Below are 24126 nucleotides of genomic sequence, written 5' to 3' on the forward strand. Positions count from 1 at the left end.
AGCGCCGTATGGCGCTTTTTTTACATCAAGTTAATTAGGGAAAAATTAACTTTCAGATTTTACCGGTGACTCGAAACTATGCCAGCCACCACCTAATGCGCGGATTAAATTTACACTAGCCACCATTCTGGTACCGTTAAGCTGTGCAGAAAGTTGCTCTTGTTGTAAAATAGTCCGATCCGAGTCAATCACATCAAGATAGCTAATTGCACCTTCTCGATAACGTAGATGAGAAAGCTGATTTGCATGATGAGAAGAAGATAGCGCTTGGCTTTGAGCCTGAATTTGCTGATCGAGAATTCTTTGATCAGATAAACCATTTTCAACTTCGCGAAATGCATTCAATACAGTTTGGCGATAGTTTGCGACGCTTTCTTCATAGGCAGCTCGTGCTTGAGCGACTCCAGCTTTACGCTGTCCGCCGTCAAATAATGGCAAAGATAAAATAGTGCCTGCGACTGGACCAAGTAAGAATGTACGGCTTGACCATTTACCTAAATCACCTAAAGTTGATGATTCATAACCGAGTGCACCTGTCAGGTCTAGTTTTGGGAAGAAAGCAGCACGTGCAATTCCAATACGCGCATTATCTGCTGCCATTGCACGCTCGGCAGCAGCAATGTCAGGTCGTCTTTCAAGTAAGGCCGATGGTAAACCTGCTGGCAGACGGAAGCTGTTTGCAGTTAAAGGTTCAATTGCCAAGCTAAAATCAGCAGGTGTTTTGCCTAACAATACTGCAAGTGCATGCTCTGCATTGGCTCGGTTACGAGCAATGTTCAGTGCATTGGTTTGGGCGGTAGCTAGTTCAGTCTGTGCGCGGGAAACATCTAATTCACTGACTAAACCATTTCTAAAACGTGTTTGAACTAAGTCTCTTGTCTCACCAAGCAGTTTAATAGTGCGATTATAAATTGCTTGTTCAGCATCTAACTGACGAATGAGAAAGTAACCTTGGGCAACATCTGCTTGTAAGGCTAAAAGTGCCGACTGATATAAAGCTTCTTGTTGCTGTACATCAGCTGTTGCTGCATTAACACTGCTGGCGATACGACCAAATAAATCGAGCTCATATGAAACATTCGCTTGAGCACGCCATAAGGTTTGTGCAGATGTATGAGCGTTATCATCTAAACCTAATGAAGCAGGAGAGGGTTTTTGACGAGTTGGGCCAAAGCCTGCACCAATACTTGGCAAGCGTTCAGCTTGTGCTGCTGAACGTAACGCACGTGAAGCCTGAATATTGGCCGCTGCTGCTTTAAGGTTTTGGTTGCCAGAAATGGCCTGTTGTTCAAGATCATTCAATTGAGCATCATTAAAAACGCGCCACCATTCACCTCGAAGCTGCTGATCGGCGGGTTGGGCAATTTTCCAGTTATTATCCTCAAGTTTAGCGTCCGACTCTTTAAATTTGACGGGAACTATGACCTTTGCAGGTTGATATTCAGGTGCCAAAGAGCAGCCTGCAAGCAGCAGGCTTCCCATGAGTGAGGACAATAATAAGCTTTGTTTTGCTGTAGCCATCAAATATCCTCCTTAATGATCATGTGGGGTAGATAAAGGCGCTTCATGGACTGCTGCCGAATGCAATTTATGTTTACTGTTCAGTGTGCGAATCAGGACATAAAAGGCAGGGGTCAGGAACAAACCAAACAGCGTTACACCGATCATGCCGAAGAACACCGCAATACCCATAGCATGACGCATTTCAGAACCTGCACCAGTTGAGGTAACAAGTGGGACTACACCCATAATGAATGCAATAGAAGTCATTAAAATTGGACGTAAACGTAGACGACTTGCTTCAACGGCTGCTTTAAAGGCAGTTGCACCTTGCATTTCGAGTTCCCGTGCAAATTCGACAATTAATATGGCATTTTTACAGGCCAGCCCGACCAGCACCATTAGACCAATTTGGGTAAAGATATTGTTATCTCCGCCTGTTAGCCAAACACCTGTTAGAGCCGCCAAGATTCCCATTGGTACAATTAAAATTACAGCTAAAGGCAAAGTTAGACTTTCATATTGAGCGGCTAAAACTAAGAACACCAGTAAGACGCTAATTGGGAATACCCAGAGTCCTGCATTACCAGCCAAGATTTTTTGGTAAGTTAAATCTGTCCATTCAAACTTGATACCACGTGGTAGAGTTTGAGCAGCAATACGTTCAACCGCAGCTTCTGCTTGGCTAGATGAATAACCCGGTGCAGGACCACCGTTAATATCGGCTGATGTGTAGCCGTTGTAACGCACTACCATTTCAGGACCATAGGTTTGAGTTACATTCACCAATGAAGATAAAGGCACCATTTGTCCCGCACTGTTGCGAGTTTTAAGCTGTAAAATATCTTCAGGGTTAGCACGGAAAGGGGCATCTGCCTGTGCTCGAACCTGATAAACACGTCCAAAGCGGTTAAAGTCGTTAACGTACTGAGAACCTAAATAAATCTGCATGGTGTTGAAAACATCAGTCACAGCAACACCTTGTTGTTTGGCTTTTACACGGTCAAGATCTACGTTCAGCTGAGGTACGTTAATTTGATAACTTGAGAACATTGGACCAAGTTCAGGGGCTGATTGTGCTACTTTCATAAAGTTTTGAGCAGCATCGTTCAAGGCTGAATAGCCTAAGGCACCTCGGTCTTCGAGTTGGAGTTTAAAGCCGCCCATGGTGCCTAAACCCATCACTGGTGGGGGTGGGAAAACCGCAATATAGGCATCTTGAATGGCTGAATATTTCTGGTTGAGAGCACCAGCAATTGCATTTGCAGATAAGTCTTTAGCCTTACGTTCATCGAATGGCTTTAAGGTCACGAAGACAATACCGGCGCTTGAGCTATTAGTAAAACCGTTAATTGATAGACCAGGGAAGGCAACTGCACTTTCTACACCAGGTTGTTTAAGTGCGGTGTCACTCATTTTACGAATGACTGCTTCGGTACGATCTAAAGACGCGCCGTTTGGCAGTTGAGCAAAGCTAATCAAATATTGTTTGTCTTGAGCGGGAACAAAGCCACCCGGAACAATATAAGAAATCCCAACGGTTAAACCTAAAAGTGCAGCATAGACACCCATTGCCGATGCTTTATGGGAGATAACACGACTTACGCCTTTACCATAGTTGTCTGACGCTCTGGTAAATACGCGGTTAAACAGCGCAAAGAAACGTCCGAATACACGGTTCATAAGACGTGTTAATGCATCAGGTTTAGCGTCATGTCCTTTCAGTAGCATGGCTGCTAAAGCAGGCGAGAGCGTCAGTGAGTTAAATGCCGAAATGACAGTTGAAATGGCGATGGTCATGGCAAATTGTTTATAAAATTGCCCTGTTAAGCCTGTCATAAAGGCAAGTGGAACGAACACGGCAACTAGCGTTAAAGCAATCGCAATAATCGGTCCGCTCACTTCTCGCATCGCGCGATAAGTTGCATCTCTTGGGCTTAAGCCTGCTTCAATATTCCTCTCGACATTTTCGACGACAACAATAGCGTCATCGACCACAATCCCGATGGCAAGTACCATCCCGAACAGTGAAAGCGCATTGATCGAGTAACCAAAAGCAAGCATGAGCGCGAATGTACCAATAATTGAAACTGGTACGGCAAGTAATGGAATGATTGAAGCACGCCATGTTTGTAAGAATAAAATAACAACCACAACAACCAGTGCAATCGCTTCAAGTAGGGTATGAACCACCGCTTTAATACTTGCACGTACGAACTGAGTCGGGTCGTACACAATGTCGTATTTAATTGAAGATGGAAAATCTTTTGAAAGTTCTTTCATCGTGCTACGCACTTGATCAGAAACTTGCAAAGCATTAGCACCCGGTGCTTGGAAAATTGGAATTGCGACCGCTTGTTTATTATCGAGTAATGAACGTAAGCCATATTGTGAAGCTGCAAGTTCAACACGAGCAACATCACCTAAGCGGGTAACAGCGCCATCTGGTGCAGTTTTTAAAATGATATCTGCGAATTCTTGCTCAGTCGTTAAACGACCTTGAGCATTCACTGAAAGTTGTACAGGAGAATTAGTTGGCGATGCACCAATAGTACCGGCTGCAACTTGAATGTTTTGTTCGCGGATTGCGCTCACAATTTCAGTTGCTGTGAGATTGCGTTGCGCTACTTTTTGTGGGTCGAGCCACACACGCATTGCGTAGTCACCCGAACCAAATAAACCGACTTCACCTACACCTTGTAAACGAGCCAAGCGATCTTTTACGTTGAGCACCGCGTAGTTACGCAAGTAGGTCATGTCATAGCGATTATCTGGTGAAGTCAGATGCACAACCATGGTTAAGGTAGGTGAACTTTTTAACGTAGTGACACCTAAACGCTGTACGTCTTCAGGTAAGCGAGGCATGGCCTGAGACACACGGTTTTGAACTAATTGCTGAGCTTTGTCTGGGTCAATACCGAGCTTAAAGTTCACCGTAATGGTTAAGTTACCGTCACTGTTTGCCTGAGATTGCATATACAGCATGTCTTCAACGCCGTTGATGGATTCTTCAAGCGGAGAAGCAACAGTTTCAGCAATTACTTTCGGGTTTGCACCTGGATATTGAGCACGTACCACCACAGATGGAGGAACAACTTCCGGATATTCTGAAATTGGTAATTTAAATACCGACAGTAAACCGGCAAGTAGAATCAATACTGATAACACACCAGCAAAGATCGGCCGATCAATAAAGAATTTAGAAATATTCATATGTGATTAACCTTTTGCCGGAGTTGATGTTTTTTCTGTTGGCTGAGGTTGAGGAGTAGTGCTGCTCGCAGTGATTTGTGCATTTGGCATAGGTACAAGATGCGGGGTAACAGGGTCACCCGGACGAATCCGCTGTAAACCATTCACCACAATACGGTCACCCACTTGTAATCCGCTATTTACGATTTGCAAGCCATCTTGTTGTGTGCCAAGTTTTACTTCACGGTAAGCGGTCTGATTTTTAGCATCCACCACAACAACAAAACGCTTATCTTGATCGACCCCGACCGCGGTTGGGCTAATCAGAATTGCTGAACGAGGTTGACCACCACCCAAACGGATTCGAGCATATAAACCAGGTAATAAAACTCCGTTTGGATTGTCGAAAGTTGCGCGGACACGAATCGTACCTGAGGTTGTATCTAGGTTATTGTCGATTGAGTTGATGACTCCTTCACGAGAAAACCCAGTTTCATTGGCAAGTCCCATATAGACAGGAACTTGTGCTGAATTACGTTGATTACTGATGTATTTCAGGTAAGTTTGTTCATCAACATCGAAAGATGCATAAAGGCGAGATACAGAGACTAAACTTGTTAAAACCTGTGCTCCATTACCCGCAGAAACCACATTGCCCACAGTCACTTCGGCACGAGAAATTCGACCACTGACTGGTGCGGTAATGCGCGTGTACTCAAGATTTAAACGTGCAGATTGAACGGCTGCTCTAGCGGCTTGCAGGTTGGCACTGGCTGCGCGCGCATCATTTTCAGCTAGATCTAATTCTTGACGAGATACAGCATTACTTTGAATTAAACGTTGAATACGAGAAAGATTAGAACCTGTATAAGTCACTTGTGCTTCAGCTGAAGCAAGTTGAGCTTGGGCACGATTGAGTTCTGCTTCGAAAGGACGCGGATCAATGGTAAAAAGTAAATCGCCTTTTCTAACCAGACTGCCATCTTTGAAGTGTACGGAAATGAGTTTACCTGAAACCTGTGGCCGAATATCGACTTGATCAATGGCTTCTAAGCGACCGGAATATTCTTGCCAATCGGTAATGGTTTTGCTGATGACATTAGAAATATCAACAGTAGCAGCTTGTTGAGCTGTGGTCGGTACAGCTTTTGCATCGGCATTTTCATGTAAAAACATAAAACTGCCACCCGTTGCCAAAATGGCGACAAAGATGGCAGACAGCGCAAACTGTTTGCGGGAAAATGACATGAGGTGCTCCTACTTATTTGGATACCTGTTTTCAGACTTTTAATTCTGGTCCGTATGGGAGAAACAGGGTTTATGGGATGAACGGAGCATAAAAGTTTGTCAATTACGAATAAATATATTAAATTCGATAACACTATTCGTATTTTTATAACAATTGATGTGTTTGAATGAAAAAATGCATTAATCGATAGGAGTGTGCGTGTGGATCTATTTCATGCCATGAAAGTATTTAACAAAGTTGTCGAAACAAATAGTTTCAGTTTAGCGGCTGACAGTTTAGGCCTACCGCGTGCTTCTGTGACTACAACCATTCAGGGTTTAGAAAAACATTTACAGGTTCGTTTATTAAACCGAACCACCCGTAAACTCAGTTTGACACCTGATGGTGCGGTTTATTATGAACGTACTACACGAATTTTAGCCGATGTCGAAGACGTTGAATCGACTTTTCATGATTCAGAACGTGGACCTCGAGGACGACTGCGCATTGATGTTAAAGCTTCAATCGGGCGGTTGATTCTGATTCCGATGCTGTGTGATTTTCATTCCAAATATCCTGATATTGATTTGGTGATTGGAATGAGTGATCGCCCCGTAGATCTGGTGCAAGATGCGGTGGATTGTGTCATTCGTATTGGTCAGTTGAAAGATTCAAGTTTGGTGGCACGTCGTATCGGAACAATTCAGTGTGTGACGGTTGCTGCACCACGTTACTTGGCGGAACATGGCGAACCAAAAACTATTAATGATCTACAAAAACACCAAGTCGTGCATTACTTTAATAGTCGTACCGGACGCAATATCGACTGGGATTTTATGGTTGATGGGGAAATTCACAGCGTTGGCGTGAAAGGGCGCGTTTCTGTCAATGATGGTGATTCATATATTGATTTGGCAGTACAAGGCTTTGGCCTAATTCAATGTCCGTATTATATGGTGGCAAAACATTTAGAGACTGGTGCGCTTAGGGAGGTATTGACTGAATGGTTACCAGCACCAATGCCAATATCAGTCGTATATCTACAAAACCGTCATTTATCGCCTAAAGTTCGTGTGTTTGTTGACTGGGTAGCTGAATTATTTGCAGGTTGTCGATTGCTGAGTGGTTGCTCAATGTCATTAGATCAAAAATGTGAATTTGCCAGTGCCAAAGAACATAACCATGAATACACCATTCGGACATTGGTTCAAAATGAAAATATGGCAGAGGCTTACACACTCAAAAACTAACTTAAAATTTGAGTGATTTTTCAACATTTAATGAGGTAATACGATCCGCTGTTTTGATATCTTCATAAATCCTTAATTTACTGGTATAGAAATTGCAATTATTTCGGCAGAAGAGTAATTTAGAAATTACTCAAGTTTTTATCACCTTATTTGGATTTTAAGGAGAAGCTTCAAGATGGCAAGCTTTATGAAAAAAATGTTTGTTTCAACAACCTTAGTTTTGGCTGCTGTTGCGACGAATGTTCAAGCAAAGGATTGGAAGGTGATTCGTTTTGGTACTGAGTCCTCTTATGCACCATTTGAATATAAAACACCAGATGGCAAGTTAACTGGTTTTGACGTTGATTTGGGTAATGCTATTTGTGCAAAACTCAAAGCCAAATGTGTTTGGGTTGAAAACTCTTTTGATGGGATGATTCCAGCACTTAAAGCGAAAAAATTTGACGGTATTCTTTCATCAATGACGGTGACTGATGAACGTGCGAAACAAATTTTGTTTAGTAGCAAAATCTACAACACACCAACACGTATGGTTGCAAAAAAAGGCTCACCGTTATTACCAACAGCTGCATCATTGAAAGGTAAGCGTGTAGGGGTACAACAGGGCACAATTCAAGAAACTTATGCTAAAACCTATTGGGCAACAAAAGGTGTGACCGTTGTACCTTATCCAGTCCAAGATTTGATTTATCAAGACATGATGTCAGGTCGTTTAGATGCAACTTTACAAGATGCAATCATGGTTGATGGTGCTTTCTTAAAACAACCAAAAGGCAAAAACTTTACTTTTGTCGGCAACAATGTGGTTGATGCAAAAACACTGGGTGTAGGTGCAGCGATCGGTTTACGCAAAGAAGATGCAGATTTGAAAGCGAATATTGACAAAGCTCTCGCAGCAATCATTGCGGATGGCACATACAAGAAACTCGAGAAAAAATATTTCTCCTTTAACATTTACTAATGATGTGAAAAATGTCGGCTTAGTGCCGACATTTTAAAATCTATTCTCATCTCATCAATATTAGATATTGTTTTTAAGGAGAAGATGAGTCATGTTTTTATCTGGCTATGGGCCACTCCTTCTCAGCGGAACATGGATGACCATACAGCTTGCGCTGTTGTCACTTTTGCTTTCTGTCATTATTGGCTTAATTGGTGCGAGTTCAAAACTCTCTAATATTAAAGCTTTACGCTATATTGCGACTGCATATACCACGCTCATTCGTAGTGTGCCTGATTTAGTAATTATGCTGCTGTTATTTTATAGCTTGCAGTTAGGTTTAAACCAAATTACTGAAGCACTGCAAATGGACCAGATTGATATCAATCCATTCGTGGCTGGTGTGATTACTTTAGCGTTCATTTATGGTGCATATTTTACCGAGACCTTTCGTGGTGCATTTCAATCGGTTCCAACGGGTCAAATTGAAGCAGCAAAGGCCTATGGTATGACCCCTTGGCAGGTTTTTCGACGTGTTTTATTCCCTCAAATGATGCGTTTTGCATTGCCGGGTATTGGTAACAACTGGCAGGTTTTGATTAAGGCAACCGCACTTGTTTCCATTATTGGCCTGACTGACATCGTAAAAATTACGCAAGATGCGGGTAGAAGTACCATGCAATTGTTCTTTTTCAGCATCGTGGCTGCTGCGATTTATTTGGCAATTACCACCGTCTCGAACCTGATTTTAATGTGGCTTGAAAGTCGTTATTCTGCTGGTGTGAGGAAGGGACAATTATGATTGAAATCCTTCAACAATATTGGCAGGCATACCTTTGGACCGATGGCTTACAAATGACCGGTGTCGCGATGACTGCTTGGTTATTGGTGCTTTCTATTGGTATTGGCTTTGTGCTTGCTGTGCCTTTATCACTTGCAAGAGTATCAGAAAATCTTTGGTTGCGTGGTCCAGTTTGGTTGTTTACCTACGTTTTTCGTGGCACACCACTGTACATCCAATTGCTGATTATTTATTCAGGTATTTACAGCTTTGATTACGTCCATGAACATCAGACGCTCGATGCATTTTTTCGAGAGGGCATAAATTGCACCATTTTGGCATTCGCGCTCAATACTGGTGCATATACGACTGAAATCTTCGCAGGAGCGATTCGTTCTATTCCACATGGCGAGATTGAAGCTGCCCAAGCTTTTGGAATGTCAAAATGGAAACTCTACACACGTATTATCATTCCATCGATGTTACGCCGTGCTTTGCCATTTTACGGTAACGAAGTCATTTTGATGTTGCATGCGACAACCATTGCATTTACAGCAACTGTTCCAGATATTTTAAAAATTGCGCGTGATGTAAATGCGGCAACCTATGACACCTTCAATGCTTTTGGGATTGCCGCGGTGTTATATGCGATGTTGGCATTTATTTTGATTTGGATATTTCGTAAGTTGGAAAAACGTTGGTTGGCATTTTTAAAGCCATCGAATCATTAGGAGACATAAATGGAACACGTTGCAAAACTAGTGATTCGTGATTTACACAAAACATTTGGCGATCATGAAGTATTGAAAGGGATATCACTTGATGCAAATGCTGGCGATGTGATTAGTATTATTGGTTCATCCGGTTCAGGTAAAAGTACCTTGCTGCGTTGTATCAACTTTTTAGAGCAACCGAGCAATGGCACCATTAAGCTCAATGGTGAAAAACTACGCACAGTCTTTGATAAAAAAGGCAATTTAAAAGTGGTTGATCCAAAGCAACTACAGAAAATGCGTACTCAACTGATGATGGTGTTCCAGCACTTTAATTTATGGTCTCACATGACAGTGCTTGAAAATGTCATTGAAGGGCCCATTCATGTGCTTGGAGTAAAGCGTGCTGAAGCAGAAGAGTGTGCGCGGAAATATCTGCGCAAAGTTGGATTGCCTGAAAGTGTTGAAAGTAAATATCCGGCATTTTTATCTGGTGGTCAGCAGCAGCGGGTAGCAATTGCTCGTGCTTTGGCTATGGAACCGGAAGTGATGCTATTTGATGAACCCACCAGTGCGCTTGATCCGGAGTTGGTGGGTGAAGTACTCAAGGTTATGCAGAGTCTGGCTGAAGAAGGTCGTACCATGATTGTGGTGACACATGAAATGGGCTTTGCACGTCATGTGTCTAATCAAGTGATTTTCTTGCATCAAGGGAAAATTGAGGAACAGGGCCATCCTGATGAGGTACTCAACAATCCGAAAAGTGAGCGTTTAAAGCAATTTTTGACGGGCAGTTTGAAATAAGCTGTTTATACCGAGTAAGGTGAAATTTTTTAAAAAAGGATTCGCATCTTACTCGGTTGCTTTTTTAATTATATTTTATAGATGAGTATTTTTAGAAAACACATTAATAATCACAATACCTGCAATCATTAAAGTAAGACCAATACAGGCCGCCAAATCTAAATGCTGTTTGTAAAATATCCAGCCAATTGCAGAAATTAAAATAATACCCGCGCCCGACCAAATGGCGTATGCAATTCCGATCGGAATCGTTTTTAGCGTAAGAGACAATAAATAAAAAGCGATCGCATAACCCACAACTGTAACGATGGATGGAATAGGAACAGTAAAACCTTGAGATGCTTTTAAGGCTGAAGTTGCAATGACTTCACAAGCAATCGCAATTGCTAAATAAAGATAAGACATGGGGAGCTGCGCCAGAATGAGTTTTAATCAATCTACATGAAATGTTGAAATGGTTAGATCAGCTTTAACGATTATTCAATTTTTTTGGTACCAAGACACCGTTAAACCAAACTGATCATTTGATTTTATCATTAGCAAAGTGGTCTCAGCTATTTATTCGTTTATTTATTCATTGAGCAGCTTAGTCATTGAAGAGGATCAGCAACTTTAGCCTGATCCTCGATAGTCTTTTAAGAAATAGATTCGCCGAGTATATTTAGATCCTTAAATTTCTCTAGCAGTTGCTCTTGATTCTCAATATGCGCAGGGTCTGGTTTTATGCAATCGATAGGGCAAACCGCTTTACATGTTGGCGCATCGTAAAAACCTATGCACTCGGTACAACGGTGTGGATCAATTTCATAAAATTTGCTCCCTTCAAAAATAGCGATGTTGGGGCATTCAGGTAAGCACATATCACAGTTGATGCAGTCACTCGTAATCAAAAGTGCCATGTTTAACTCGCTGAATAAGCCAATGTAGATGCGGTAATACTTTCTTTCGCATGCGGAAAGTTGCGTATGAGTAGGGCATGATTTATATCAACATCTTGTGAGAATGGAATTTCAACAAAATGCCCTGAACCTTTGGCATCAGTAATTGGGTTACCTTTTAAATCACACATTTCGGTTAAAATAAAAGTGATGTTGCCTTGAGGTGTCATGAGTTCAAGTGAGTCGCCCACTACAAAACGGTTTTTAACTTCGATATGAATATAATCGCCGTGACGTTCTAAAACCTCTCCACAAAATTGTTGATAGTCAAAATGCGATGACCCATCGGCATAGTTTTGATATTCACTGTGTACGTGACGTCTTAAAAAACCTTCGGTATAACCGCGATTTGCCAATCCTTCGAGCTGAGTCATTAAGCTTGGGTCAAATGGTTTACCTGTTAAAGCATCGTCAATGGCTTTTCGATAAATTTGAGCAGTACGGGCACAATAAAAATAGGATTTAGTACGGCCTTCAATTTTCAGTGAGGCGATCCCCATTTTTGTTAAACGATCTACATGCTGTACCGCACGTAAATCTTTAGAGTTCATAAAATAGGTGCCGTGTTCATCTTCTTCGGCAGCAAACATTTCTTCATCATTACGTTGTACAAGCAAAGTTTGAGGCGAGGTTTTTTCTGATTGTGCTGATGAGCAGCAAGACTTTTCTGAGGTGTTGAGCTGAGTAACTGGAATCACATCGCCGTTCACATCTTCTTGGGCTTCATGTAACTTATAGTCCCAACGGCAAGCATTGGTACAAGCACCTTGGTTGGCATCACGTTTATTCATATAACCAGAAAGTAGGCAACGGCCTGAGTAGGCCATACATAGTGCGCCATGTACAAAAACTTCGAGTTCAATATCTGGTACATGTTGCTGGATTTCTTCTATTTCTTCTAATGACAACTCACGAGATAAAATCACACGGCTTAAACCGTAATCTTTCCAAAATTTAACAGTGGCCCAGTTAATGGCGTTGGCTTGAACAGATAGATGAATTTGTACTTCTGGAAAATGCTCTCTCACCATCATAATTAAGCCTGGGTCAGACATAATGAGCGCATCTGGCTGCATAGCCACAATCGACTCAAGGTCACGAATAAAGTTCTTTAATTTGCTGTTATGTGGCTGAATATTCACCACAACATAAAACTTTTTACCCAAAGCATGCGCTTCATCAATTCCAATTTTTAAATTGTCATGATCAAAAGCATTATTACGGACACGTAAACTGTAACGTGGTTGGCCTGCATATACGGCATCTGCACCATAGGCAAATGCATAGCGCATGTTTTTTAGTGAACCTGCGGGAGAGAGGAGTTCAGTTTTCATAAAATAAAAGGCATAAAAAATATATGGTTTTATTTTATTAACTCCACATTTGGGATTCAACCTACTGAATTAGTAGGGATTTGATCATTATCCTTTTGTACGGGCAGCATATTTTTTGCTAGCTCTCCTAAGCGCATCAAAGCATTTAACATTTTGGGATTTAATTCAAAACAAGCTGCTATACGTAAGCAGTGACTAAATCGTTTATCAGCTGAACATAAAATTCCCGGCATGCATAAGATTTTTTCATCCATTGCCTGATGAAAAAGTTCTAATGCATCAATAGACTCGGGTAGCTCTAACCATAAAATAAATCCTGCTTGCGGTCGACTGACTCGAGTACTGACTGGAAAATAACGGCATATATAAGATTTGATGGTGTCAATTTGTTGTTGATAGCGTTTTTTAAGATGCCTTAAGTGCAGATCATATCCGCCATTTTCTAAAAAAAGTCCCAACGTTTCTGTGAGTAAAGCTGGTTCGGCAACAGTGGTTGTAAATTTAAGCTGCTGCACAATATTACGAAAGCGCCCAGCTTCTAACCAACCAATTCGATAGTCGGGTGCTACAGTCTTGGTATAGCTACCACACACCAAAACCCATCCATTTTGGTCAAATGCCTTAATGTTGGGTAAGAGCGGTTCAGTGAGTTGCAGTTCGGCGTACATTGCATCTTCAATGACAGGAACTTGAAACTGATTAGCTAACTCTGCCACGCGACGGCGGTTTTTTTCAGGCATGCTAAAACCGAGAGGGTTATGTCCAGTTGGAATGGTTAATATGGCTTGTACACTTTTAGATTTTAAGAGTTCTTCAAGAGCATCTAGGCACATACCTGTATGCGGCGAAGTCGGCACTTCTACAATTTTTCGGCCTAAATTATGAAGAAGCGGGTACAGATTGTGAAATGTAGGGATCTCAAGAGCAATGCTGTCACCCGCTTGAGTTGTTGCCATAATCGCGAGACTTAAAGCCTCCATCGTGCCGTGAGTGAGTACAATATCATCTGCTGAAAGAAACATACCAAGCTGTAAACTTCGCCTCGCAATTTGAGTACGTAAACGTATAGAGCCGGGCGGTAAAGTATAGTTTTTAAAAATATCTGGTTGTGTCCGTAAAACTTGAGCAGTTAAGCGTTTTAAGCGTTCAATTGGATAGAAGTTTTCACCGGTAGGGCAAGCTAAGGCCAAATTGACATAGTCGGGGTCCATCTGTTTTTTAACAATTTGTGCGAGAAAACAGCTAATTCCTGAAAGAGATACTTTTTCTTCACTGACATAACGTTCTTCGAGTTCTAGTAAGTTTGAAGGTGCATGGCAAACATAGTAACCAGACTGTGGACGAACTGAAATTAAACCTTGGTCTTCAAGCTGACGATAAGCTTCTTTTACGGTGTTAATGCTGACCTGATAATGATTTGCGCAGTCGCGAATTGATGGTAAGCGTGAACCAATAGGCTGCCTGCCATTCTGAATTTGAAGGGTTAGGTCATCACTCACTTTTTTATATTTGTACATGTCAATTCATTAAAAAGCCAAAGCAATGGATACACTTTATCGTGATCTTTTATTTAACTCAAATATTGTGATTGCTTTAGATTGGTCGGTTTATTCATAATTTGAAATTAGAAACTGTGTCTATTATTTTTCATCTTAACTGATACTGTGACCATTAAAAATAAAACAGTAAGATCAAAAAATGGTGAGGATTTAAAACCATAATTTTTAATTACAAAATCAGTAGGAGTGGTCTATGTCTGTTGTTGCATTTAAACAAGTTGATGTTTTTACTTCACAAGCATTTAAAGGTAATCCTGTCGCAGTCATTATGGACGCCAGTACCTTAACGTCTGAGCAGATGCAGGAAATTGCGAATTGGACGAATCTTTCTGAAACGACATTTGTGCTCCCTGCGACAGATTCTCAAGCTGATTATCAGGTTCGAATTTTTACTCCGCAAAGTGAGTTGCCATTTGCAGGACATCCTACAATTGGTACTGCCTATGCTTTGCTTGAAGCAGGCCTTGTGACAGCTAAAGAAGATAAGCTTGTACAGCAATGTGCTGCGGGTTTGGTAACGCTTACCGTGAGTGACTCAGGGCATATTTCATTTGAACTCCCTAAGCCTAAAATTACACCATTAGATGCAATGCACACTGAGAAATTAGCAGAAATTTTAAAATGTGAAATTAATACTCAATGGAATGCTACATTGGTTGATGTAGGTGCACGTTGGATTGTATTACAAGCGGTGAATGCTGAAGCTGTTTTAGCAACCCAACCAGACTTTGCAGCCTTAAAACAACATGATTTAGAAATGAAAGTTACGGGCGCGACAGTTTTTGGTTTTTATGAAAATAATGATGAGCAAAAACATATAGAAGTTCGTTCATTTGCTCCTTCATGCGGAATAAATGAAGATCCAGTTTGTGGTAGCGGGAATGGTAGTGTGGCGTCTTTTATTCGTTACCATAGGATTTTGCCAGCACAAAATGATGTGGTGTTTTCTTCACAAGGTCAGGCTTTAGGCCGTGATGGACAACTGAAACTTGAATTGCATCAAGATAAAATTTTAGTGGGTGGAACCGCTGTTACCTGTATCGATGGCAGTATCACCTTATAAAAAGAGATATAAAAAAACCGAGGACTTAGCCTCGGTTTTTTATTTAGAAAAATCTTATTTTTCTACGAACGCACGCTCAATCACGTAATCGCCCATCTCACCCATACGAGGTGATTCAACTAAACCATGTTGGTCAAGTAATGCAGCCACGTCTTTTAAGAATGCAGGGCTACCGCAAAGCATTGCACGGTCAGTTTCACGGTTAAAACGTGGTAAACCGATTTTTTCAAATAAAGCACCAGTTTCAATTGCAGTTGTTACACGGCCTTGAGTGTGGAAAGGTTCACGAGTTACTGTAGGGTAGTAAACAAGTTTGTCTTTAATACCTAACTCTTCAAAGAATTCATTTTTTGGAAGTTCATCCAAAATTAAATCTTGGTAAGCTAATTCAGAAATATAGCGTGTACCATGAACAACAATTACTTTTTCAAAACGTTCGTAAGTTTCAGGGTCACGAATAATTGATAAGAATGGTGCAAGGCCAGTACCAGAAGATAAAAGGTACAAGTTTTTACCCGGTAAAAGGTCATCATGAACCAAAGTACCTGTCGGTTTTTTAGAAATTAAGATTTCATCGCCAACTTGTACTTTTTGCAAAATTGAAGTTAAAGGACCGTCTTGTACTTTAATTGAGAAAAATTCTAACTCTTCTTCGTAGTTTGCACTTGCAATCGAATACGCACGCATTAACGGTTTGCCATTCACTTCTAGTCCGATCATTACGAACTGACCATTTTTAAAACGTAAGCTAGTATCGCGTGTAGTTTTAAAACTGAAAAGTGTGTCATTCCAGTGGTGAACATGAGTAATGCGTTCGACGTTAAAAGCAGCCATTAAAGGTCTCGATCACGATTAAAAGAAAACAGATAGCTATTCTAATCTAATTTCATTCCCGATAAACTGAATATATTTAATTGTGTTTATAAGAAAAAGTGATGAACAATTCTGTCACCTTCCCAATAATTGGCCACATGTGTTCCCCATATCGCGAAAAATTTGGTATTCCACGCCAGCCTAATTTGGTAAATATCGAGTCTTATATCGATATGGTAGAACCTTATAATGACTTATTGGCATTTGAGGGAATTGAGCAGTTCAGTCATCTCTGGCTAGTTTGGCAGTTTCATGACAACAAAAATCAGGGGAGTGCCGATAAATTCCGTCCACAGGTTCGTCCACCACGTTTAGGTGGTAATGAGAAAATTGGGGTGTTTGCTACACGTAGCATGTATCGACCATCTCCAATCGGGCTTTCAGTTGTAAAACTGAATAAAGTGGAAAAAGTCGGTAAGTCTGTTCGGGTCTATATCACAGGAAGTGATTTATTAAATGGCACTCCAATTTTAGATATCAAACCTTATATTCAATATTCTGATGCAATTATTGATGCAGAAAGTGGTTATGCACATGCAGAACCTGAACGGAAGTCAGTCGTTTGGTCAGAAGCTGCGTTAACAGCGCAAAAATATTTTCTGCAAAATAATGAAATGAATTCACAGCACATTGATGAGCTTGAGCAAGTCTTATCTTTAGATCCTCGGCCTGCCTATCAAGAAGACGCTGAACGAATCTATAAAATGAAATTTTCAGATTTTGATATTCATTTTAAAGTTGATCAATTTGTAGTTACGGTCATTGATGTGGTGAAGACTTCTTAGCTTGCACAGTAGAAATCTTTTAAAACCAATGGATGTTGAGCCAAAGTAAACTAATAAATATAGCCATATGAATGAGTTGGGCGGGAACAAAAGCAAGGGCATAGCGTAGCCCGCCCGAAATAGCAGAGTTCACACTTTTGGCAAGCGCATGAACCGCAAAGCCTCCTAAAAATGCAATTAATAAAGGCGTCATATGGGTGCTATCAGGTTCACCTTGCACAATGACTGCCGCAATAGCTGCATGTATTTCAAATAAAGATGCGAGCAGAGTACCTGCGATTAATCCAGCATCGCCTAAAGAGATACTTAAGCCATAAACACCTGCCTGAATGAGGGTGAGTGTGCCTGCAATAATAATGGCTTCTTTTAGGCTGAACATTCTTGAGTCGAGTTCGGGCGAAGTTGTACTGGGCTCTGCTTTACGTAATAAAATGAAAGCCCAGATTGCTAAAACTGCCAATGCAATAAGCGTAGGAAATATAATCAGCTTAAACCAAGCAAAGCTAATCCCAATCACAATAATTAAAGTTTGAATCAGTGTTGAAACACATGACATTAATGCAGCGCCTGCATTTGTAGTTGCATTGGCCCTGCCAGAGCGTACTTCTAAACCTAAACTGGCAATAGTCGCTGTACTGGAAACAAATCCCGAAGCTAAAGAAGAGAGTAATAAAGCGTTTTTAGATGAGAGTAACCGCTTCGCAGTATGGGCGAGTGCCTGTACAAATAAGATCAAAGTGAGTAATTTTAAAATCACATGCGGATTTAAAACTGGACCCCAAAAGGGTTTATTGGGTACTAAAGGCAGTGCTATTAAAAGTAAGGCAAGTAGAAAAATACCATCACGCAATTCCGATTCAGTAATCCACTGACTGGCAATGCCATGCATAGACTGCTTTGCCAATAAAATAATGGTCATGATTACGGCGAGCCCAGCAGCCAATGATATATTCCAAATACAAAGTGCCCCAATAAAGTAAGTCATAATAAAGGCAAGTTCGGTAGTCACACCGGGGTCATTGGGCTGATTTTTAAGAGATACAATACTAATTGCCCCAATGAGAAGGGCACCTACAATTCCAATTTCAGTACCGAATAAAAAACAGATGGCGCCTAATAATGAACTAATTGCAAAAGAACGAAATCCGGCAAACGTTTTGTATTCATGTTTAAGCTTACTTCGCTCACGTTCTAAACCAATTAATAAGCCACAACCGAGCGCCGCAGCAATGACGGTAATGAATTCTTCAAATGAAGTTGTTTGTAATGACATTGTCATTGGAAGCTCCATATTACTTCCTCTTTGGTTTATTGTTATAAGTAGATTTGAATCGTTTTAAAAATCATATATTCACGTTCAGTTTATGCTTTTTATTATAGTGAGCATAGTGTCTTTTTTAGACAAAGCCACAGACACAGTATTTTTATGAATATGAACTATGCCGCAAAAAAATATTAAGTTGAGAATTGGTTTAATTATTTGAAGTTAAAGAATATTTAAAATTTAGTTTTAGCAAATTTGTGACGAGCTAAATCAAAAATATCTCTGCTATATTATAAAAATATATTGGGGATAACGCATGAATGCACATGTACAAATAGATACATATTGGTGTCTAGAACAACTATTACAAGAAGGCCGGATTACAGAACGAGATAAATTACTGGTACAGTCAAGCCACCGCCAAAAAGACCAGTTAAAGTGGCATCCATTACAGTGGATTGCACATTTTAATTTAAAAGATCAGCAGTACACACACGCTCATTTAAGTTTAAACCGCTTGTGTTTATGGTTTGCAGATCGGGTTCAACTTCCTTTATTTGTGATAGATCCTTTAAAGGCAGATGTTAGTGCTTTAACGCAAGTAATGTCACAAGAGTTTGCTATTCGCAATCATATTTTAGCTGTTGAAATTCATGCCGACCGAATTGTGATTGGAACAGATCAACCATTTCAAATGGATTGGCTAAACAATTTAGAGCGGAGTCTAGCGCCTAAAAAAATTGAACGAGTATTACTTAATCCTGAACAGTTACAGCGTTATTTGCGCGAATATTATCAGGTTAGTCGTGCGGTAAACTCTGCTCAAAAAGATGCAGCTCATGAACGTGACACTAAAAATGTTGAAGCGCTTTTGCAGCTTGGCGATAGTCAGAATCCAGATGCGAATGATCAGCATATTGTGAAATTGGTTGACTGGATTTTACAGTTTGCATTCGAGCAGAGTGCCAGTGATATTCACATGGAACCGCGTAAAGACAATGGTAAAGTCAGGTTCCGTATTGATGGTGTGTTGCATACCATTTATAACATGCCATCAAATACACTGACCGCCGTGATTTCCCGGATTAAAATTTTAGGGCGTTTAAATGTAGCGGAAAAACGTAAACCGCAAGATGGTCGATTAAAAACACGGACACCTAAAGGTCAAGAAACTGAACTCCGTTTATCAACCCTACCAACAGCGTTTGGTGAGAAACTGGTCATGCGTATTTTTGATCCCGATGTGTTGGTACGTTCTTTTCATCAGCTTGGTTTTGAAGAGAGTTTATTACAACAGTGGCAGCAATTAACAAAAAATAGCCATGGGATTATTTTAGTCACTGGCCCCACAGGTTCCGGTAAAACCACAACGTTATATTCTTCTTTAAAGCAGCTCGCAACAGATCAGGTTAATGTCTGTACCATTGAAGATCCGATTGAAATGTTAGAGCCTAGTTTTAACCAAATGCAGGTCAATAACGCAATTGAATTAGGCTTTGCAGATGGTGTTCGAGCACTTATGCGTCAAGACCCAGACATTATTATGATTGGGGAAATTCGCGATCAAGATACAGCAAATATGGCCATTCAGGCGGCACTTACAGGTCATTTGGTATTATCAACTTTACACACCAATGATGCGCCGTCCAGTTTGACTCGCTTGCATGATTTAGGTGTGCAACCATTTTTAACAGCAGCAACTATTTTAGGTGTATTGGCACAGCGTTTAGTGCGACAACTTTGTCCGCACTGCAAGCAACAAACTCATATTAATGAGGATGAATGGCAACATTTAACCTTCGACTACATTATGGACATGCCAGAAAAAGTTTATCAGGCAGTTGGGTGTGAACAATGTCGTCATACAGGCTATAAAGGGCGAGTCGGTATTTATGAATTTATGCCAGTCAGTCTTGAGCTTAAGCATCTTATTAGTAGCCATATGAACTTAAATGATTTAAGAACGCAAACTAAAAAAGAAGGTATAGAACCCTTAAGAATTGCAGGTGCTCGTAAAGTGATTGATGGTCTTACAACATTAGAAGAGGTATTGCGGGTTGTGCCATTAAATTAACTTTTTCTTAAGATTCACCTCATCTATGCCTGTTGTACTTACGCTATTCCAAGATGTGGTTAAAAAGGTGATCTTATGAAAATGCTTAAAGCGATACTAATGACTACGGGTCTAACTGTTACTGGCGTAGCCATGGCAAATACACCTGTGAATCAGGCAGCAATTGCTCCAGCAACTCTGACAACTGTTAAGCACGCATTAACGGCAAAAGATAATACACCAGTCAAATTACATGGGCAGGTTGTAAAATCTTTAGGCGATGAAAAATATCAATTTCGTGACAAGACAGGTAGCATTACAGTTGATGTAGATGATGAGCTTTGGCAGGGTCGTCCTATTTCAGCAAATACAAATGTCACTCTAATTGGTGAAGTAGACATCGACTATAAACCTTTAAAACGTGTAGAAATTGAGGTCGATCAAGTTCAGTTCTAATTTATTGATCTCTGAATCTACTACTTTTAGCCGCATTTAAATGATGCGGCTTTGCTTTTTTTATAAAGGCTTGGCAAGATTAAAACAGCATATAACAGGAAAAATAGATGAGAATTTTGCTTGCAGAAGATGATCGCTCTCAAGCTGAAAGTATTCAATCATGGTTAGAGTTAGATGGTTATCAGGTCGATTGGGTGGAAAGAGGTGATTATGCGCTTACGGCAATCGAACAGCATGACTATGACTGTATTTTACTTGATCGGGGACTGCCACAATTAGCGGGTGAGAAAGTTCTAACAACGATCCGTTATAAACAAAAAAATGTTCCTGTTATTTTTATTACCGCACGTGACAGCATTCATGATCGCGTAGAAGGACTAGATTTAGGCGCAAATGATTATTTGGTTAAGCCTTTTAGTTTAGAAGAGCTCTCTGCCCGAATTCGCGCTCAATTGCGTAAACAAACGTTAAGTCAACAATCGATTTTAACGTGGGGTGATTTGCAACTTGATACACAAGCGAAAGTTGTATTAAGCGCTGGCAAGTCTATTGATTTAACGGCAAAAGAATTCCAAATATTACGTAAGCTGATGGTTCATCCTGAGCATATTATTACCCGTGATCAATTAGAAGAAGCACTCTATGCATGGGGTGAGGAAATTGAAAGTAACGCCATCGAAGTATTTATTTATCAGCTTCGAAAAAAAATTGGAAGTAGCTGCATTAAAACCATACGGGGGCTAGGTTACCGTATGGGAGATTTAAAATGAAATCGAATCGCTCCTCTTTGCAGTCACAACTGGTTAAAACCACCATGTGGAGTAGTGTGGTGGTGGGCTTGGTGGCTTTAAGCTTACTTACCATATTTTCTGTTTATCACAACATGTCAGTGCAAGACGAAATCATGGATGAAATTTCAGATACTTTGCTGGTTTCTGACCTTTCTAAACATTCTATGAAACAGTTTGATCAACTCAGTGATGAATTTGATATTCAGTATGAGTTATTAAGCTCTGGGCAATTACTTACTCATTCTCATAGTTATCAACATGAACTTTTTGAACAAGGAAAGTTCTCTGAAGGTTTTTCATATTTTTGGTTTGATGGTCAATTATGGCGTAGTCTGGCTGCACAACAAGAAGACTCTCAACTAAAAGTTGAAGTCTTTCAGCCAATGAGTACACGTATTGAAGAAGTACTCAAAGCACTTGCAGGCTATAGCGGTCTTATGGTGTTGTTCTGGTTGCTGCAATGGGTCATTGTAAGTTGGCGTACAGAGCAACAATTGGCTGCGCTAAATTTACTTTCTAGACGTATTGCCCAAAAAACAGCTTCAAATTTAGAACCAATTCAAGATCCAGATGTCATTACCGAAATTCAGCCTGTGATTGATGCTTTAAACCAATTACTTGCAAGATTGCAAAGAGCATTAGTGGCTGAGCAACGTTTTACAGCGGATGCTTCCCATGAGTTACGTTCTCCGTTGTCTGCCATACAAATGCGTCTTCAAGTTTTACAGCGTAAATATCAACATGTTCCAGAACTTCATCAAGACTTTGAGCGCATACAAGAGGACGTTTCAAGAAGTACAAAAGTACTTGAAAACTTGCTGCTTCTGGCTCGCCTAGAACCCAATGAAGCAGAGCAGCCACAACTTCCTAAAACAGTTATCGATTTAAATTATTTATTGGCTAGAGTCATTGAAACTGTAACTTTAGATGCGAATGCTAAACAGATGTTGATAGAGACAAATACCTTATCGACAGAAACTAAAACCTTTGTGAATGAAGAATTACTGTTTATTGCTTTTAGAAATTTATTTGATAATGCCATTCGTTATAGCCCGAATTTAGGTTCTATTCATGTTGAAATTAGTCAGGATGAACAGCAAATTAAGGTTGCTATAGAAGATACAGGAAATGGTGTAGATGATGAGGTATTGCAACGCTTAGGACAGCGTTTTTTTCGAGTATTAGGTACTCAGCAGCAAGGTTCAGGATTGGGAATTTCAATTACACGAAAAATTATTGAATTGCATAATGGTGAATTGCATTTTATGCATGCTGAACAGGGTGGTTTGAGGGTGGAGGTTAATCTTCCATTATAAAAAATAGCATGGTTACCCATGCTATCCATTTTTTGTTTTCCCACGAATATTATTGAAACGCGAGTGTATTTTTTATTTAGTTAAAATTAGACGATTGTTGCGAGTGAGGCGTAAACGATATTCCTCACCAGCATGCATAATGCGGATTTCACGGCCTAATGCAAAGAGGTTGTTAGAATGTAACATTGGTAAGGCATGAGCTGTTTCATTGTTACGAGTAAATAAGCTAAAAGGTGCGTTCATTTGTTGTGCTCCGTGGTATGTTCTTGAACGATTTAAATGATAATCATTATCGAATAGATCTGTCAATGAGATTTTTAAGATTTTATAAAATGATAAAATTTGCTTACACTTGAGAAAAGTTTTAGAGAGTAAAAAAATGCCCAAACCAATCGTCGATGTCGCTATAGCAATCTTGATCCATCGCGGAAAAATACTAGTTGGATGGCGCGAAGAGCAGCAGCATCAAGGTGGAAAGCATGAGTTTCCTGGAGGGAAAGTTGAGCAGGGGGAAACACCCGAAGAAGCCTGTCGCCGTGAAATCTATGAAGAAGTGGGTATTGGTTTAAAAGATTGGCATCAATTTGATTATATTCATCATGAATATGACGACATTATTGTCAATTTACATTTATTCCATAGTTATGTGCCTGATGAACTATTAAATCTTATTCATCAACCATGGGCATGGTACACACGTGAACAATTACTTCACTTGAACTTTCCAAAAGCGAATAAAGACATCATAAAAAGATTGTATTGGCCGCATTTTATTAAAATTAGCCCTACGCTGACACCAGTCGAAAATGATGACACTTTAGTGTATTTACGTAGTGAAAAAGATAGTTTTGATCAGGCAGATCTAGAAAAGTTAGCTCTTTTAGATACCGATCAGCTTTCAAAATTAATCGTGAATGTCGATGCTTGGCACAAGCTAAAACCTGAGTTAAAAACTCATATAAAAACAGTGCATCTTAAGCAATCCCAATTAATGAGTTTGCATAAAGGCGACTTGGAAGTGGGAGTGCGTTTTATTGCTGCTTGCCACGATGCAGTTTCTTTACAGCATGCTCAGCAAATTGGCTGTGATGCTGTTTTTGTAAGTCCTGTCAAAGTAACAGAGACCCATCCATATGCGAGCGCATTAGGGTGGGATCGTTTAACTGACTTGATTGAGAAATGCCAGATTCCCGTATTCGCTTTGGGAGGCATGAGTCCTGATGATTTAGCCACAGCACAACAACATGGTGCGTATGGTTTGGCGGGTATCCGTAATTTTTAATAAA

The 24126-nt window shown here is 40.3% G+C and carries 22 protein-coding genes; 12 read left to right on the forward strand and 10 right to left on the reverse strand.

Going from position 1 to position 24126, the window contains the following annotated elements:
- Positions 1 to 45 precede the first annotated feature (45 nt).
- Genes QLG01_RS09700 through adeF form a run of 3 tightly spaced genes read right to left on the reverse strand, consistent with a single transcriptional unit; the run spans position 46 to position 5940 of the window.
- Positions 46 to 1521, reverse strand: coding sequence for an efflux transporter outer membrane subunit (locus QLG01_RS09700; protein ID WP_282496342.1), 1476 nt, complete (start codon positions 1519 to 1521; stop codon positions 46 to 48).
- A gap of 12 nt (positions 1522 to 1533) precedes the next feature.
- Positions 1534 to 4713 (reverse strand): multidrug efflux RND transporter permease subunit AdeG, encoded by a 3180-nt coding sequence (gene adeG, locus QLG01_RS09705; RefSeq protein ID WP_282496343.1) that lies wholly within the window; start codon positions 4711 to 4713, stop codon positions 1534 to 1536.
- A gap of 6 nt (positions 4714 to 4719) precedes the next feature.
- Positions 4720 to 5940 (reverse strand): multidrug efflux RND transporter periplasmic adaptor subunit AdeF, encoded by a 1221-nt coding sequence (gene adeF, locus QLG01_RS09710; RefSeq protein ID WP_282496344.1) that lies wholly within the window; start codon positions 5938 to 5940, stop codon positions 4720 to 4722.
- A gap of 201 nt (positions 5941 to 6141) precedes the next feature.
- On the opposite strand from adeF, the gene QLG01_RS09715 reads away from it, so the two are divergent.
- The 5 genes from QLG01_RS09715 to QLG01_RS09735 all read left to right on the forward strand — a co-directional run bounded on the left by QLG01_RS09715 (position 6142) and on the right by QLG01_RS09735 (position 10408).
- Positions 6142 to 7170, forward strand: coding sequence for a LysR family transcriptional regulator (locus QLG01_RS09715; RefSeq protein ID WP_282496345.1), 1029 nt, complete (start codon positions 6142 to 6144; stop codon positions 7168 to 7170).
- A 175-nt stretch (positions 7171 to 7345) separates the two neighbouring features.
- Positions 7346 to 8131: an ABC transporter substrate-binding protein gene (locus QLG01_RS09720; protein ID WP_049837109.1), complete on the forward strand. Its 786-nt coding sequence runs from the start codon at positions 7346 to 7348 to the stop codon at positions 8129 to 8131.
- Positions 8132 to 8222: 91 nt separating this feature from the next.
- A complete protein-coding gene (locus tag QLG01_RS09725; RefSeq protein ID WP_005307070.1) occupies positions 8223 to 8912 on the forward strand; it encodes an ABC transporter permease in 690 nt (229 codons plus the stop codon).
- The gene (locus QLG01_RS09730) at positions 8909 to 9622 is read left to right on the forward strand and encodes an ABC transporter permease (protein WP_005307068.1); all 714 of its coding nucleotides are present in this window, start codon (positions 8909 to 8911) and stop codon (positions 9620 to 9622) included. The genes QLG01_RS09725 and QLG01_RS09730 overlap by 4 nt, the downstream gene beginning before the upstream one ends.
- Before the next feature lie 9 nt (positions 9623 to 9631).
- Complete coding sequence (locus QLG01_RS09735) at positions 9632 to 10408, forward strand: ATP-binding cassette domain-containing protein (RefSeq protein ID WP_005307066.1); 777 nt, start codon at positions 9632 to 9634, stop codon at positions 10406 to 10408.
- 75 nt (positions 10409 to 10483) lie between these two features.
- Here QLG01_RS09735 and abeS read toward each other — a convergent pair whose 3' ends face one another.
- The 4 genes from abeS to QLG01_RS09755 all read right to left on the reverse strand — a co-directional run bounded on the left by abeS (position 10484) and on the right by QLG01_RS09755 (position 14203).
- Positions 10484 to 10813 carry a multidrug efflux SMR transporter AbeS gene (gene abeS, locus QLG01_RS09740; RefSeq protein ID WP_005307063.1) on the reverse strand — a complete coding sequence of 110 codons (330 nt, stop codon included), beginning with the start codon at positions 10811 to 10813 and terminating at the stop codon, positions 10484 to 10486.
- A gap of 230 nt (positions 10814 to 11043) precedes the next feature.
- Entirely contained in the window at positions 11044 to 11307 is a 264-nt protein-coding gene (locus QLG01_RS09745) for a YfhL family 4Fe-4S dicluster ferredoxin (RefSeq protein ID WP_282496346.1), read from the reverse strand.
- A 2-nt stretch (positions 11308 to 11309) separates the two neighbouring features.
- The gene (yegQ, locus tag QLG01_RS09750) at positions 11310 to 12680 is read right to left on the reverse strand and encodes a tRNA 5-hydroxyuridine modification protein YegQ (protein WP_282496347.1); all 1371 of its coding nucleotides are present in this window, start codon (positions 12678 to 12680) and stop codon (positions 11310 to 11312) included.
- A gap of 56 nt (positions 12681 to 12736) precedes the next feature.
- Entirely contained in the window at positions 12737 to 14203 is a 1467-nt protein-coding gene (locus tag QLG01_RS09755; protein ID WP_263614909.1) for a PLP-dependent aminotransferase family protein, read from the reverse strand.
- 229 nt (positions 14204 to 14432) lie between these two features.
- Between QLG01_RS09755 and QLG01_RS09760 the strand changes: the two genes are divergently transcribed.
- Entirely contained in the window at positions 14433 to 15302 is an 870-nt protein-coding gene (locus QLG01_RS09760) for a PhzF family phenazine biosynthesis protein (RefSeq protein WP_282496348.1), read from the forward strand.
- A gap of 54 nt (positions 15303 to 15356) precedes the next feature.
- Here QLG01_RS09760 and QLG01_RS09765 read toward each other — a convergent pair whose 3' ends face one another.
- Positions 15357 to 16136: a ferredoxin--NADP reductase gene (locus QLG01_RS09765; RefSeq protein WP_005307052.1), complete on the reverse strand. Its 780-nt coding sequence runs from the start codon at positions 16134 to 16136 to the stop codon at positions 15357 to 15359.
- 101 nt (positions 16137 to 16237) lie between these two features.
- On the opposite strand from QLG01_RS09765, the gene tsaA reads away from it, so the two are divergent.
- Positions 16238 to 16960, forward strand: a complete 723-nt coding sequence (gene tsaA / locus QLG01_RS09770) for a tRNA (N6-threonylcarbamoyladenosine(37)-N6)-methyltransferase TrmO (RefSeq protein ID WP_013197228.1) — start codon at positions 16238 to 16240, stop codon at positions 16958 to 16960.
- 19 nt (positions 16961 to 16979) lie between these two features.
- Here tsaA and QLG01_RS09775 read toward each other — a convergent pair whose 3' ends face one another.
- Positions 16980 to 18251, reverse strand: a complete 1272-nt coding sequence (locus QLG01_RS09775; RefSeq protein WP_282496349.1) for a DUF4010 domain-containing protein — start codon at positions 18249 to 18251, stop codon at positions 16980 to 16982.
- A gap of 289 nt (positions 18252 to 18540) precedes the next feature.
- On the opposite strand from QLG01_RS09775, the gene QLG01_RS09780 reads away from it, so the two are divergent.
- From QLG01_RS09780 to QLG01_RS09795, 4 genes are all read left to right on the forward strand, one after another.
- Complete coding sequence (locus QLG01_RS09780) at positions 18541 to 20298, forward strand: GspE/PulE family protein (RefSeq protein ID WP_282496350.1); 1758 nt, start codon at positions 18541 to 18543, stop codon at positions 20296 to 20298.
- Positions 20299 to 20373: 75 nt separating this feature from the next.
- Entirely contained in the window at positions 20374 to 20733 is a 360-nt protein-coding gene (locus QLG01_RS09785; RefSeq protein WP_005307042.1) for a NirD/YgiW/YdeI family stress tolerance protein, read from the forward strand.
- Positions 20734 to 20840: 107 nt separating this feature from the next.
- Positions 20841 to 21503 carry a response regulator gene (locus QLG01_RS09790; RefSeq protein WP_005307039.1) on the forward strand — a complete coding sequence of 221 codons (663 nt, stop codon included), beginning with the start codon at positions 20841 to 20843 and terminating at the stop codon, positions 21501 to 21503.
- Positions 21500 to 22840 carry an ATP-binding protein gene (locus QLG01_RS09795; RefSeq protein ID WP_282496351.1) on the forward strand — a complete coding sequence of 447 codons (1341 nt, stop codon included), beginning with the start codon at positions 21500 to 21502 and terminating at the stop codon, positions 22838 to 22840. The genes QLG01_RS09790 and QLG01_RS09795 overlap by 4 nt, the downstream gene beginning before the upstream one ends.
- 72 nt (positions 22841 to 22912) lie before the next feature.
- On the opposite strand, the gene QLG01_RS09800 is transcribed toward QLG01_RS09795, so the two are convergent.
- Positions 22913 to 23083 (reverse strand): hemin uptake protein HemP, encoded by a 171-nt coding sequence (locus QLG01_RS09800; RefSeq protein WP_004643472.1) that lies wholly within the window; start codon positions 23081 to 23083, stop codon positions 22913 to 22915.
- A 136-nt stretch (positions 23084 to 23219) separates the two neighbouring features.
- Between QLG01_RS09800 and QLG01_RS09805 the strand changes: the two genes are divergently transcribed.
- Complete coding sequence (locus QLG01_RS09805; RefSeq protein ID WP_282496352.1) at positions 23220 to 24122, forward strand: NUDIX domain-containing protein; 903 nt, start codon at positions 23220 to 23222, stop codon at positions 24120 to 24122.
- Positions 24123 to 24126 lie beyond the last annotated feature (4 nt).

This window comes from Acinetobacter sp. V89_4 (genome assembly GCF_029967875.1).
GTDB lineage: Bacteria > Pseudomonadota > Gammaproteobacteria > Pseudomonadales > Moraxellaceae > Acinetobacter > Acinetobacter oleivorans.